A 15,204-nucleotide genomic window follows, 5' to 3' on the forward strand; every position below is an offset into this window, starting at 1 on the left:
TTTCTTTACTGTTGTTTCATATGGATATAATTTGGGTAATAAACGATTGGCGTTTGTCATATATTGATCCGGCAAAAATACTTGTTGCTCAGCAACAAGTATTTTGATTTTGTGTTGGATATTTGTGAAAATATAAAACCTGATATTAGATTTTTTGCTGAAAACCGAAATTTTTACAGAGGAGTATTTATTTGAAAAGCATTCATAAGCGCTTATTATTCTTGCTGCTTGTGTTTATAATTCTACCGTATTTTTTATCCGTGTTGTTGATCTATCGGCAGACGAAAGAGAATGTGGAACGACATGAACTTGAGAACAGCCAAGAGCAAATTCAGCAGGCGTCAGCCGATCTAGAGCAATATTTTGATGAAATCATTAATCTTCCATATATTTTATACCGAAATCCAGACTTATTCAGGGTGTTTGAAGAAGGGTTAGAAGAAGATTTTTATTACAAGCAGCTTGAAATTAATAAGGGTATGACTAACTTCTATCACATGAGGAGTGAAATTCGTCAGATCCGTCTATTCATAAACGAAGGGAAAAGCTCATTTACAGTTTATAATGCCATGTTAAGTTCCCGTAAAAGGAATCCGGATTTATTACAGCAAGCTTCCATTCAGAAGCTGATGAGCTCTAATAGCAATGATCTTATTGAAGCTCCGCATCCGATTGAGAACTATAACGATACCTCCATTATGCCTCCTTCGGATAAAACGATGGTCTTGACGGTTCATCACAAAATTGTGGATGTCCTAACACAGGAATTTCTGGGCGTCATCACTATAGATATTGATTTGGACAAGATTGCTCATATCGCTAATCATTTTCTACAGAAAAATAAAGAGAGCGTATGGCTTTCCGATGCGGAGAATCATGTCATTTACGCAAGTGATGAAACATGGATAGGCAAAACCGTTCCCGATGAACTGCAAAGGAAAATAAGTCCGATACAGGCAGATACTAAATCTCCAGAAGGAGATATTGTGTTTACTAGAACATTGCAGGAACCGATAAAAGCGTGGCATTTTGCTAAGGTAACCCCGAGCTCTTTTTTATTTGAAGATGTAAGGAAAACTGCCTATACAAACATCATCGTAGGTGTGGTTGTAGGTGGACTGGGCTTGATAATGATAACAATCATTTCTTATGGATTTACACGGCCGATAAAACTGCTTAGTCAAAAAGTCCAGCGTATCGAGGGGAGGAATATGAATGCCCCATTCGACGATATGCGGGAGGACGAAATCGGTATTCTAGAAAGACATATCAAGGAGATGATGAATCGGATCAACCGTCACATTGACCGGGAGTATAAGCTTGAGATAGAGAACAGGAAAAATCAGCATAGGGCGCTAAAGTCGCAGATCAATCCGCACTTTTTATTTAATTCTTTACAATCCATTGCTGCTGTTGCCCTACTCTCTGAATCTCCAAAAGTATATCAACTGATTACCTCTTTATCCAAAATGATGCGGTACTCGATTCGTGTGGATCAGAAGGCGACGGTTCAAAGCGAAGTGGATTATGTCCAGGCTTATTTGAATCTTCAAGCGGAACGTTTTCAGACTGATTTTAGCTATTCCATTGATGTACCTAAAGATATTCTTGATATTCCGGTTCCTAGTATGATCTTGCAGCCGCTCGTTGAGAACTTTTTTAAGCACTGTTATGACGAGGGCTATGAACAAGCTTACATCCATATTTATGGTGAAATACAAGGTGAATATTTGAATCTAGTCGTAGAAAATAACGGAAACAGCGTGACGGATGATGAACTTGAGGCATTAAAAAATAATCTCTACACATCGGTTAACGAAGGCAATCCTTCTTTTGCACATATCGGGTTAAAAAACATTCATGATCGCTTGGTTCTTCATTTCGATCAGACAGCGGGAATCAAACTAGATTCGATGCAGGGACAAGGGTTCACTGTACGGCTAGTAATTCCACTCTACCTAAAGGAGAAGTAACGTTTATGAAAGCTCTTATTGTAGATGATGAGTCTAATGTTAGAAAAATCATCCGTTTTTTGGGACGGTGGGAACAATACGGGATTACCGAAGTGCTGGAAGCCAGAAATGGTCTCGAGGCTAAGGCGTTAATTGAGCAGAAATCTCCAGAGATCATAATGACAGATGTCAAAATGCCCAAAAATAGCGGGATGGAGTTAATCGAGTGGTTGGCTGCTAAAGACTACCCGGGAAAAGTGATTATGATTTCAGGGTTTGACGATTATTGTTTTATGCGTAAAGCGTTTAAGCTGGGATGCTTTGATTATTTGATGAAGCCAATTGAAGAGAAAATGCTGAATGAAACTTTAGAAGGGGCGTTGAGAGCCTGGGAAAAAGAAGAGGGAGAACGTCGCAATATGGAGTCCGGATTTTATGAAGAGGTAAAAATGTTTCGCTTAAACAGGGAGATTACTGCTGCTTGTAACGGTGAAGCTTTTGATGCAGGCGAAATTGCCTCGGCTCTCCCACAGGCAGACGTATACGACTTCACCATGATGTATTTTTACCAATCTCATTATTCGGAGCCATACATTCAGCTTTTGACCGAAGAACTGGCTACACGGGAGTGGGGAAATGCATTTACACTTCAAAATGATCCTAATGTCTGTGTGATTCTGTCCCTTCATGGACAGTTTTTCCCGATAGAGGAATGGATTACCCAGCATTTTGATATACCTGTTCGTTTGGTTAGTGGCCCCTCCATCCAATCGCTCGCAGAGATATCGTTATCTTTTCAATCTGCACAAAGGTCTATGGCTGAACAAAATTTTAGAGCAATCCATCGTTTGGCGGATTTAGATGATGTTAGGCGTATGAATGATATTGTCGCATTTGTTGATGAGCATTATATGGAAGAGCTAAGTTTGGACAAATTATCCACCCGTTTTTTTCTGAGCCGAGAACATATCTCGCGGAGATTTAAGCAAGAAGTAGGGATGACTCTTACTAATTACGTCATTCATTTACGAATAAATCAAGCGAAACAGTGGTTACTAGAATCGGATGAAAAGATGTACTCGATTGCCTTAAAGCTAGGGTATCAAGATGAGATTTATTTCTCTAAGCTGTTCAAAAAAAACGTCGGTATGACGCCTGCTGAATATCGTAATTCACAGGGAGCAAGAGAAATAGACGCGGAAGTCAGGATAGCCAATACATAAGTTCATTGTTGAATGCATCTGGGGGAATTATGAAAATAAAAAGGGTTCAAATGATTATCGTGGGGTTGATTACGCTAACGCTTTCTTCATGTGGTGCGCATACACGTCCACTGAAGGAAGCGGATTTGAAGGTAGCGGATAAGGCAGTCACTTTGGAGGTACTGAATCCTAAAGTGGAAATCTCTATAGAATTCGAGCAGATGGTTAAGGAATATGAAAAGGAAAACCCGAATATTAACGTAGAAATTCTAACCTTTGGCGGGGGAGCTAACTACCTTGATGAGCTAAAGGCGAGGTTTGCGGCCAATGTTGGTCCGGATATTTTTCCAAATGGCGGTTATGAAGAAGCGAAGGCATGGAGTAGATATCTTGAGGATTTATCAGATCAACCTTGGGTGGAACAGGCTTATGACGAGGCGCTAGAACCGATGAAGATGGACGGGAAAATATACGGGATGCCGATCAATTTTGAAGGCTACGGTTTTATTTATAATAAGGATTTATTCGCAAAGGCTGGGATTACTCCTCTCCCAACAACGTTTACGGAATTAAAAGAGGCGGCGAAAAAGCTGAAGGCTATAGGTGTGACTCCTTTTTCTGTTGGGTATTCCGATCATTGGTTCTTTGTCCTCCTGTTGAATATTGCTATTGCACAACAGGAGGACCCGGATGCTTTTATTCAAGGGTTAAACAACGGAACACAATCTTTTCGAGAGAATAAGGAAGTTAAAGATGTCATTCGGATGCTGGATTTGACCGTACAATATGGTAACGAAAATTTTTTGACAACAGATTATAATTCGGAAGTTGAGTTATTTGCAACAGGGAGAACGGCGATTCTTAAACAAGGGAATTGGGTTCAGTCTAAAATTGATCAAATATCGCCGAATATGAATATCGGTTTTTTACCCATGCCTATTAATGATGGTTCCGAAAACAATGCGTTGCCAGTAGGGGTATCTAATAATTGGGCTGTTAATAAAGAATCTTCGCCAGAAAAGAAGAAGGAAGCCAAAAAGTTTTTGAATTGGATGGTTTCCTCGGAAACAGGGAAAAAGTTCATGAAGGATCGCTTTCATTTTATTTCAGCTTTTAAAAATATAGAGACGGACCGTTCGGGAGCGCTTGTAAAAGATCTTATGCGATACGTCGATGAACAGAAAACTTTATCTTGGAATTGGTTTAAATTCCCTCCCAGAGTAAGAGAGGAGTTTGGCTATCTTATGCAAGCTTATGTAGGAGAGCAAATTAATCGGGATCAATTGCTTCAAGAGCTTCAAAAATCGTGGGATACCCATGTGAAGTAATAAAACCAAATCAATATAACCCTGTAAATGCATCAATTTACGACATACTCATAACGTCTACTCTTCATTAGAATTTAAAAGGGGAACAGCACAAAGGAAGATCGAAACCCAAATTTAAAGTATAAGAGGAGTTAGATGATGAATTTCAAGAAAATGATTAAACAAACAACAATCCTAACCTTTACAGCTGCTTTAATGTTAGGTGGAGCTACTCAAACCTTTGCGAAAGGAAATAACAAGCCGAACAAGCCGGAGTACAATGACTATGGTTTCTCTCATATCACTCGCGCTGACATGTTGAAATTACCCAAACAACAAAATAGTAAACAATTCCAAGTCCCAAAATTTGATGCTTCAACGATTGAGAACATTCCTGCAGCCATTAAGTTCGATGAGAATGGAAACAAAATTGAAATGGATGTTTGGGATACTTGGCCGCTGCAAAATGCAGATGGAACTGTAGCCAGTTATAAGGGGTATCAAATTGTTTTTGGTCTGGCGGGCGACCCTAATAATGGATCAGACACATTTATTTATTTGTTCTATAAGAAAGAAGGAGACAACTCTATCAGCAGCTGGAAGAATGCCGGCAGAGTGTTTAAGGATAGTGACAAACTTGTTCCTGATGATTATGTTTTAAACAATCAAGCCGAAGAATGGTCCGGTTCAGCAACCATGACATCTGATGGCAAAGTTCGCTTGTTTTACACTAATCGTCATCCTTGGGATCCAGATCGCGGATTTTACGGGAAACAAACTTTAACTACAGCTCAAATTAATGTCTCTGCCCCGGATGGGGATACCCTTAAGATTGATGGCGTAGAAGATATGAAATCCATCTATGACGGTAATCAAGGTGAAATTTATCAAAGTGTTGATATCACCGGTTTTAGCAAAGGCGATTACGACGATAATCATACCTTAAGAGATCCTCACTATGTGGAGGATAAAGGCCACAAGTATCTTGTGTTTGAAGCAAATACAGGGACAACTACGGGTTACCAGGGTGAAGAAGCTCTCTTTAACAAAGCTTATTATGGTAATAGCAATGCCTTCTTCCAAGCGGAGAAAAAGAAATTACTAAGCAGTGCTGACAAAACATCTGCGGAAACTGCGAATGGTGCGCTCGGTATCATTGAATTAAATAATGATTATACATTCAAAAAAGAAATGAAGCCGCTACTTGCCTCCAACACCGTGACAGATGAAATTGAACGTGCGAACATATTTAAATTGAATGGCAAGTGGTATCTGTTCACAAGCTCAAGAGGTTCTAAAATGTTCATTGATGGCATTGATGATGAAGACATCTATATGCTCGGGTACGTATCTAATTCTTTAACCGGACCGTATAAACCATTAAATGGTACAGGACTTGTCCTCCATCAAGATCTTAATCCTTATGATATTACCTGGACTTATGCTCACTTTGCGATTCCGCAAGCGAAAGGGAATAATGTAGTCATCACAAGTTACATGACGAATAGAGGTTACTTTGGGGATCATCATTCCACTTTTGCCCCAAGCTTTGTGCTGAATATTAAAGGCTCCAAGACTTCAGTTGTACCGAACAGCATTTTGGAACAAGGGCAATTGACGCTTAAAGGTAACAAATCGTATTAATCATTTACAAAGTAAATGCCAATGTAGTTGGCGTTTACTTTTCTTTTATAAGCTGAGATTAGCAATGTGAAAAAAGCGAGGTATATTTTGAATAAGAAAAAAATGATAGGAATCACTATATTAATCCTTTGTTTAATTTGTTTTGTGACGATAGTATTAGTAACTTATGACGCTGGAGAGAAGAAGAAGCCGGGGACCGACGTTCCTGATCATAAACCTACCACTCGGGCTAGCTATCATTTCACTGTACCTGAGCATTGGAAAAACGATCCGCAGAAACCCATTTATTTTGATGGTAAATATCATTACTATTATCTCTATAATGCTGATTACCCGGATGGAAATGGTACAGAATGGAGACATGCCACATCAACGGATTTGGTGAGCTGGACAGATGAAGGCGTTGCGATTCCAAAATATACAACACCCAATGGTGATCCCTGGTCAGGATCTGTTGTTGTTGACGATAGCAATACAGCAGGTTTTGGCGAAGGGGCTATTGTGGCGATTTTAACACAGCCCTCTGCAGAGACGGGGAAGCAAGAACAATATTTATGGTTCAGTACGGATCGTGGGCTGACGTTTAAATCTTATAGTGATGATCCTATTTTGCCAAATCCGGGCACGGAAGATTTTAGAGACCCGAAAGTAATATGGGATCAACATTCTCATAAATGGGTGATGACGCTAGCCGAAGGTACGAAAGTGGGCTTTTACGAGTCTGACAATTTAAAGGATTGGCACTACACAAGCGGCTTCGAAACAGAAAATATCGGAATTGTGGAGTGTCCTGACTTCTATATGATGCGGGCGAATGATGGCACTTATAAATGGGTTCTTGGGGTCAGTGCAAATGGTAAGTCGATAGGTAAACCCAACACGTATGCCTACTGGACTGGAGATTTTAATGGGAATGAATTTATCACGGATTATCATGAACCACAGTGGCTAGATTATGGATTTGATTGGTATGGTGCTGTGACTTTTGAAGAAGGAAAGGACAAGGATCAATACAATCATCGATATGCTTTGGCCTGGATGAATAATTGGGATTACCCTCATGTTACCCCCAATCTTAACGAAGGTTTTAACGGAATGGATTCAATCGTGCGTCAAATAAAATTAACACGAGATGAAGAGCAGTCGTATCAGTTAGTATCACAGCCCATCGAAGCATTAGATCAAATGGTAACTTCAACGGATTCCTTGCAACAAATAAAAGTGAACGGCTCGTCAACACTTGATATCACAGGCGAAAATTACCAGCTCGATGCAGATCTATCTTGGTCAGAGAGTACCAATGTAGGCTTAAGACTTCGTGAATCCGCAGATAAGACGCGCCACGTGGACGTAGGAGTGTTTGTTGAAGGACAATATTCTTATGTTAATAGAGCCTTCACTGGACAACCTGATGAGAGTGACAGATATCTTGAAAGCAAGGCCCCCTTTGATGTGAACAAGAAAAAAGTGCATCTGAAGATCCTTGTGGATAGAACAAGTATTGAAGTTTTTATAGATGATGGTGAAATTGTATTTTCTAATGAAATCTTCCCGGAAATAAATGATCAAGGCATTACCTTGTTTTCTGAAGGTGGCACCGCGATTTTTAATAATGTTGTAATTAAGCATTTTGGCAAAGATTAGAATGAATATACAGAGTTTTTCTAATTCTTGCGCAATAAGAGGGCACTCCAACCTATGGATGTCCTCTTTTTTTATTATAAGTACGTAATATTAAACCTAATTCACGAAGGAATACATAATTGTTAAACGCTATCTTGAATTCTAGAATGATGTTATTGGCATCACGTTACTTTTTTGGTTTCAAAATCATTCTGGGAGGTTGTCCTAATGAAGCGAAGGCCTATTTATGTTGTTCTTATTCTGTTTATTGTATTAGGTTCATGGTTGCTGCTGAATCACCGGGAAAATAACAGCGCCTCGGAGAAGCAAGTGCAGGAAGTGCTGCCTACGAGTACTGTTGATACTAACACAACAATGGCTAACGTTACTGTAAATAACAGAGAAACTCCGGTGCAGTACTTGGATCCCGCATATAAAGTTACAGTGAAACACGATATTTTGTATGCAAGTAAGAAAAACGAGACGGATGCTGAAGAACCGCTGAAGCTCGATTTGTACCAGCCCATTGGAGATGAAACCAAGCAGAGGCCAGTATTTATTTTTATTCATGGCGGAGGTTATACCGGAGGGGATAAGTCTGATGCAGCAGATTTTTCCGAAGGCCTGGCGAAACGGGGGTATGCTGTTCTCACTATTGATTATAGGCTAAAAAAAGATCCGTTTTTCAATTTCACTCGCACACTTAACGATGCGAATGAGGATATAAACGATGTGATCAAATGGATTAATGAGCATGCGGAGACTTATGGATTGAACAAGGAACGTATAGTTATTGGCGGAGATTCAGCAGGAGGTCATCTGGCCAAGAACTTTGTGAATCTATCCTTAGCAAAAGATCCCTCCCTAGTTAAGTCTGTATTTTCCATTATAGATATTTATGGTGGTGAACTGACAAGAAGTGCTGACAGCAAGCTGCCGCCTGTCCTAATTATTCATGGAACGATAGATAAAATGGTGCCGTACCAGCAAAGTGTTGACCTAGCCGCTCAATTGAAAGAGAAAGGTATTTATCATAATCTGCTCACGATGGAGGGAGTCGGACATGATTATAAAAATGAAAAATACATCGATGAAATTATGGAGACGACAGCACATTTTCTGTGGAATGTCATGAACAGTTCGGACCTTGCGAGTCTTCCGGAAAATTCGGGGATCACGGTTGCTTCTGGTTCTGCTTTTGATATTAAGCTGCCTGAAGCTTATCGCAGCGCATCGAAGGAGCCGGTTAATATCGATTTGCCAGAGGGATGGCTGCTTAGTGGAGAAGACGAAGGTTCGCTGCGGATACAGGTTCCGGAAAGCTTGGTGCGCGGAAACGATTCGCTGTTCGTCTCTCGGGGTGCAGATCCTACAGTGGCATCAAGCTTCACTATGAATATCAACGTAATCGATCCACTGGCAGTGTATTACGAGACTTTTTATGAGGAGTCTACTAAGGAGATAAAAACCTACATGGATGTTACTAATCAGTCTACAAGCAATTTCAGCGGTTCAGTGGAAGCTGATTATGAGACGGGACGATCTACCCGAGGTACTTATGCTTCGACTGTGGAAAATCTGGAGCCGGGTAAGAGCGTTCGTCTTGAGATTCCTGAGCTGGCAAGAGGCCAGCGGTCGCTTAAAGTTTTTAATGATATAGGTACCTTATTGCAATCGGCAGTTGATTCTTCTAACGTGCTTCTGTTGCCGAAACTCAGTCCGCCTGTCCAAATCGTTGGCAACTTGTCGGACTGGGGGAATCAAGCTCCCTTTGATGTGAAGGATGTCAAAATCATGGGCTGGCAAGGAGAGCAGGATCTCAGCGCCAAGGGTTCCTTAGCATGGGATGCCGACAATCTTTACCTTGGGGTAGAAGTTATCGATGATTATCATGCACAGTCAGCATCAGGAGATGCCATCTGGAGTGGGGACAGCATCCAGATTGGAATTGGCATTGCCAACGGGGATGGAACGGTGCCTTCTGAGTACCATGAACTCGGTGTGGCTCGCGGAGATACGGGCGAATTACTCAAATGGTGCTGGTTGGCACCAAAGGGGTTTAATTTGGGTGATGTTATAGAATTACAGTATGCCGTGGAACGTAAAGATTCAAAAACCAGCTACGAACTAGCCATTCCCTGGCGTGAACTAAAATCCGACGATGTACAGGTGAAGCCAGGAATGAAGCTGAAATTTTCGTTATTGGTCAATGACAATGATGGTGAGGGGCGTAAGGGCTGGGTGGAATATAACAGCGGCATTGGTTCGGCTAAGGATGTTGATGCTTTTGGTGATCTATTTGTGCATTGACATATTCTGCTGTTAACACTATGATATGAATGAAAAAATAATTATTCATTCACGGAGAGACGAAAAGTGGAAGACAAAAAAATAAAGATATACGAATGTGCGAAAGAGCTATTTAGCAATAAAGGCTTTAAAGACACGAATGTTTCTGGCATTACCACAATGGCTGGAATAGCTGTAGGAAGTTTTTACAACTATTATCCCTCTAAGGAAAAGCTTTTTATGGATATTTTTTTAGAGGAAAACGAAAAGCTCAAAAAAAGCTGTATGCAATCGCTCGATATGAGCCAAAGCCCATTAGCACTAATACGGCAGATGATGGTGCTTAATTTGGAAGGTATGATAGCCAACCCCATTCTTAAGGAATGGTATAACAAAAGTGTTTTCGCAAAAATCGAACAGCTGTACCGGGAAGAAACCAACATTCAGGTAAACGACTTCTTGTATGATAGCTTCCATGAAATCATTAAGCAGTGGCAAGCCGATGGTAAAATGCGCAGCGATATGGATAGTAAAATGATTATGATGATCTTCGGCGCAATGATTAATGTGGAAACCCACAAGGAAGAAATCGGGCTGGAGTATTTTCCACAACTTTTGGACAATATGCTGGAACTAATTATGAAGGGTTTGACAGACTGCCCCTAATACACTTATGGTGCAGTTTTTTTTTTTAGTGAAATGAATGAATTATAAAATATTCATTCAAATTTTAAATCAAAAGGAAGGAGGCAAGCAGGTGAGTAAGAGAAGAGGAAAAAAGCGAAAATTCAATAAATGGATTATTGTTCTCAGCATTCTATGCGGGATTACAGTCATAGGTTGGATAGGTGGTATTCTCTTATCTGCTCCGGGAAGGCATGAAGTTCAGCAGCTTACTATCCACGCCATAGATATACAGAAACTGCGGGAGGGCAGCTATGTGGGGGAATACATTGGCATCAAAGATCATTCCAGAGATACCATGGTGAAGGCCACAATATCTGCTGGACGGCTGTCAGATATCAAAATACTCAAAGGTGCCTTGGACAACACAGGGAACCCTGCTGAACTGAAGGGTGGGCTAAGCATTGGTGATTTGTTTGGTCATGTGATTGAATCGCAGTCTCTTCAGGTGGACGTTATCAGCGGGGCAACGCTTACCTCTAAAACACATCTTAAGGCACTCGAAAATGCCCTACTGCAGGCGGAGACGAAATAATTCATTTTAAGGAGAATTTATATGAACATTGCAGTCATTTCGTATTCATTCACAGGTAATAATGAAGCATTAGCAAGGAGTGTGGCGAAAGCGTTGTCGGCTGAATATATCCGAATCTCGGAAGCTAAACCCCGAACACTCGGTAGGATTACCTTTGATATGATTTTTGACAGGATACCGTTGGTTCAACCGAAGCCTGAGCAAATAGGAAAATATGATATTATCCTATTTTTTGGACCGGTTTGGATGGGAAAAGTGGCCACACCGCTCCGCGCCTATTTAGAGTACTTGAAGAAAAATCCGCAAAAGTATGGTTACCTTTCAATCAATGGTGGAGCTGACGGTCCAAATCCGAAGGTACCAGGGGAGCTCAGAAAAAGAACTGGAGCAGACCCTGTTGTATTCATCGAGCAGCATATCGCAGATCTGATATCGGCAGATCACAAACCTGCACGTAAAGATACCTCAGCTTATAAGTTAAATGAGGGCGATATTAATCAATTAACTGGAAAAATAGTGAAGAAAGTAAGGGATATGATCTAGCTTTTAAGCTCCAGCGAGACGAACAGAGAAACGGCAAAGCTGCCGTTTTTTTTGTTTTCTCTGCAATCTGGTAGAAATTGTTCTATTATAAAGTGTTCCTTCAATTCGCTAGATGGTATGATAGGTATGGGAGGGAATTATAAAATGAACAATGAGACGACTAATGAAAATGAAATAACAAATGAGAATGAGGAAGTAAATGATAATACAGAAATGTCTGAAGAGGATATGGCACAGCTGCTAAAGGCTGTTCACCATAACGGCCTTGTAGCGTTGAGAGTACACTTTAAAGATGTTGAAGGACAAGTATTGAACATGGAAGCCTACGGCCCTGTTTTTGTTTTTCACGTGAAAACTGAATTAGATCAGGTGTATTCTTGCGGATTTTTTCTGCGCGAGTTAATTGCAAGATTCCAGTCGGGTAAGGATCCGGCAGCATGGATGGCCTCATTCTTCGTTGAGCTGATGAAAATTGAGGGAGGCAAAACACTTCCAAAACCACCAGCAAGTGAAGAAGAAGCAAAAGGGATTATTGATAATGTGTTAGTTCCGCTTTGTATTGAGGAAATTACCCAAGAATTTGCTCCAGAAAAAGTGCATGTCGGGCTGGCATGGAACGAGAAATTGGGACCAGTCTTCGAGGCTGGATTTCCAGCGATCACCGATGGGAATAACGTATGCGCATTCCCGCTTCATCTGTTGCTGACTCATTTGCAATTGAACCGGGATCCATCCGAACTGCTTGTTCAAGGCATGTATAACATCCGCAAAGAACATGGATTGGAGTAAAACAGGCTCTGAGTCCTGACCATCCATAACCCAAAGAAACGGCAGAAATGCCGTTTCTTTTTCTTTTGACATTCAAAGAGTAGATCCTTGCTTGATGAATTCATTCATATCTACTTTGAGCTGATAGCTTTAAGCTGATAACCTGCTGCTTGAAGGTTTCGTTCACATCATCTACGGACTGTATAGCGCTTATCTTTGCTTTTTAGCTCCATTTACCGAACTCGCGGACCGTATAGCACTTATTGTCTGTTTATTGCCTATAAAAGTAGGAGGATTAGCCAAATAGTTGCATCTCAGTCCGTTAACAGAAGAATTCTCTTGAAAATGAACCAATAACGTCTCCTCGGTCCGATAGGTCTTGGTGTTGCTGGATTATATAAAGAAACTGTAAATACTTTTCAGATAGTTTAGGATAAAATTTCATTTACGGAATACGTTTGCGGACCAAGCTATATGTACAGCACCACTATACTTTTTTAGAAAAATAAATGAAGGCGTGGTAACAAGATGAAATATCTAGTTTCAATACTACTAATTGCTGCAGTGATAGCATCTGGTTGTTCCAATTCCACTCCAATTCCTCATCCAACCTCTAATCAGGAAACTTCTCCTTCTCCTGATCCTTCAGATAACCGCAGAGGAGATACTGTGTTCCTCAACAAAAATATAGGTTGGAAAGCAGTCTATCATTTTCAAGGAATGTCACGTGAAGATATGGAGCTTTATACAACTAGTGATGGGGGAGAGACTTGGAAGGAGATTGGGGATAGCTTACAAGCAGGAAGTACTTTTCCTAGCGGAGTGAAATCGGGAATTACTTTTGTTAACGAAAAAGAAGGCTGGATTACAACGAATGCGCCTTGGCAGGGAAAGGTTGGTTTATATAAAACAATGGATGGTGGAGTTACCTGGAGTGAACAGACTGTCACAGTGCCGGATGAGTTAGTAAACTCGCAAATCTATGCTTATCCTCCCCTCTTTCTTACGAAGGATCAAGGAATCTTAATTACTCGGCCCGCTGAAAATGAACATACATTGTTATATATAACGATAGACGGGGGACAACATTGGAAATCATTCCTTGACGATCAAGAGGACCAGTATGCTGGTATCGCATGGACGCTCTCAGAGAGTATGGCGACGGTAAAAGACGCAGAGAAAACCTGGACATTAAGCATGCAGAACTATGGAAAATGGTCCCTTTAATCGAAATGTTGGCATATTGCGTTTAGAAAAGACGTACACATCAAATGAAGCGGGGCGTTAACCTGACTCTGGCTGTTATAGCTGTTTATGGGATAACGTTTTGTTTTATCCATTATTCGAAACCGGTTTCAAATGTGCGAGCGCGCCGCGCAATGAAATCAGTAGGAGGAAAAGACGATGTTACGAAAAGGAAAAATGTTAAGTCTATTTCTGCTGTTCACCCTCTTAATTGCTTGGGTACCTACAGGGAGTTCAAGCGCGGCATCAAGCTGGAATCTGGCATGGAGCGATGAATTTGATGGGAATTCTCTGAACACTAATAATTGGTCGGCGGAAATAGGTACGGGTAGCGGGGGTTGGGGAAACAATGAGCTTCAGTATTATACCAGTCGTCCGCAGAACCTGCAGGTAACGGGTGGGAATTTAGTGATTACTGCACAAAAGGAGTCGTATGGGGGGATGAATTATACCTCTGCACGGATCAAAACACAGGGACTCAAAAGCTTCACCTACGGAAAAATCGAAGCTAGAATCAAATTGCCTTCAGGACAGGGGCTCTGGCCAGCATTTTGGATGCTTGGGGCGAATATTGATTCAGTGGGTTGGCCGAAATCTGGGGAAACGGACATTATGGAGCGTGTGAACAATAATGCTTTTGTTAACGGGACGGTACATTGGGATGCCAATGGGCATGCCGAGTACGGTCAGGTGTCTGGTAACCTCGATTTCTCACAGTACCATGTGTACAGCGTGGAATGGGATGCGAATTATATAAGATGGTTTGTAGACGGCAACCCGTTTAATGCTTTTTATATTGAGAACGGAACTGGGAATACGGAGGAGTTCCAGAAACCTTTCTTCATCCTGCTAAACCTTGCCGTGGGTGGAAATTGGCCGGGAAGTCCAAATGCTTCAACTGCTTTCCCAGCTCAAATGCTGGTTGATTACGTACGTGTGTATCAGGCTGCGCCTACCTCAAGCATTGTTAGTGGTGGGATTTACACTTTAGCTGACAAGGCTAGTGGTAAGGTTCTGGACGTAGTAGATGTATCCACAGCAAGCGGGGCGAAAATGCAGCAATGGACCAATTACACTGCCAATAATCAGAAATTTAAAGTGGAGAGTACAGGCGACGGTTATTACAAGCTTACGGCGGTGCATAGTGGAAAAGTGTTGGATGTGCCGAACTCATCAACCGCGAGCGGTGTACAGCTGCAGCAATGGGATGACAATGGTACCAACGCTCAGCGATGGAGCATTATTGATGTTGGAGGGGGCTATTATAAGCTTATTTCAAAAGTGAGCGGATTAGCCATGGATGTATCCGGAGCATCAACAGCCGATGGTGCAGCAGTTCAGCAGTGGACGGATAACGGGAGTGATGCTCAGAAATGGTTTTTTACGAAAGTGAACTAAAGAAATGCCGCCCC

Annotated in this window: 12 protein-coding genes; all 12 read left to right on the plus strand. The window is 41.3% G+C overall.

Going from position 1 to position 15,204, the window contains the following annotated elements; translation table 11 throughout:
- Positions 1-191 precede the first annotated feature (191 nt).
- The gene (locus tag NSQ91_RS10060) at positions 192-1,973 is read left to right on the plus strand and encodes a cache domain-containing sensor histidine kinase (protein WP_076281011.1); all 1,782 of its coding nucleotides are present in this window, start codon (positions 192-194) and stop codon (positions 1,971-1,973) included.
- Between the two features lie 5 nt (positions 1,974-1,978).
- Positions 1,979-3,175 (plus strand): response regulator transcription factor, encoded by a 1,197-nt coding sequence (locus NSQ91_RS10065; RefSeq protein ID WP_340917599.1) that lies wholly within the window; start codon positions 1,979-1,981, stop codon positions 3,173-3,175.
- 29 nt (positions 3,176-3,204) lie between these two features.
- Entirely contained in the window at positions 3,205-4,482 is a 1,278-nt protein-coding gene (locus tag NSQ91_RS10070) for an ABC transporter substrate-binding protein (protein ID WP_340917602.1), read from the plus strand.
- A gap of 138 nt (positions 4,483-4,620) precedes the next feature.
- The gene (locus tag NSQ91_RS10075; protein WP_340921433.1) at positions 4,621-6,105 is read left to right on the plus strand and encodes a glycoside hydrolase family 68 protein; all 1,485 of its coding nucleotides are present in this window, start codon (positions 4,621-4,623) and stop codon (positions 6,103-6,105) included.
- A gap of 87 nt (positions 6,106-6,192) precedes the next feature.
- On the plus strand, positions 6,193-7,749 hold the full coding sequence (locus NSQ91_RS10080; RefSeq protein ID WP_339172793.1) for a glycoside hydrolase family 32 protein: 1,557 nt from the start codon (positions 6,193-6,195) through the stop codon (positions 7,747-7,749).
- Between the two features lie 207 nt (positions 7,750-7,956).
- Positions 7,957-10,038, plus strand: a complete 2,082-nt coding sequence (locus tag NSQ91_RS10085) for a prolyl oligopeptidase family serine peptidase (protein WP_340917605.1) — start codon at positions 7,957-7,959, stop codon at positions 10,036-10,038.
- A 66-nt stretch (positions 10,039-10,104) separates the two neighbouring features.
- Positions 10,105-10,683, plus strand: coding sequence for a TetR/AcrR family transcriptional regulator (locus NSQ91_RS10090; protein ID WP_076304394.1), 579 nt, complete (start codon positions 10,105-10,107; stop codon positions 10,681-10,683).
- Between the two features lie 91 nt (positions 10,684-10,774).
- Entirely contained in the window at positions 10,775-11,236 is a 462-nt protein-coding gene (locus tag NSQ91_RS10095) for an FMN-binding protein (protein WP_340917609.1), read from the plus strand.
- A gap of 21 nt (positions 11,237-11,257) precedes the next feature.
- Positions 11,258-11,779, plus strand: a complete 522-nt coding sequence (locus NSQ91_RS10100; RefSeq protein ID WP_076124948.1) for a flavodoxin family protein — start codon at positions 11,258-11,260, stop codon at positions 11,777-11,779.
- A 144-nt stretch (positions 11,780-11,923) separates the two neighbouring features.
- A complete protein-coding gene (locus NSQ91_RS10105) occupies positions 11,924-12,568 on the plus strand; it encodes a hypothetical protein (protein ID WP_076107537.1) in 645 nt (214 codons plus the stop codon).
- Between the two features lie 507 nt (positions 12,569-13,075).
- The gene (locus NSQ91_RS10110; RefSeq protein WP_340917613.1) at positions 13,076-13,774 is read left to right on the plus strand and encodes a hypothetical protein; all 699 of its coding nucleotides are present in this window, start codon (positions 13,076-13,078) and stop codon (positions 13,772-13,774) included.
- 177 nt (positions 13,775-13,951) lie between these two features.
- Positions 13,952-15,190, plus strand: a complete 1,239-nt coding sequence (locus NSQ91_RS10115; RefSeq protein ID WP_036679228.1) for an RICIN domain-containing protein — start codon at positions 13,952-13,954, stop codon at positions 15,188-15,190.
- Positions 15,191-15,204: the final 14 nt, after the last annotated feature.

The sequence above is a fragment of the Paenibacillus sp. FSL R7-0048 genome (genome assembly GCF_038004505.1).
Classification (GTDB): domain Bacteria; phylum Bacillota; class Bacilli; order Paenibacillales; family Paenibacillaceae; genus Paenibacillus_AQ; species Paenibacillus_AQ odorifer.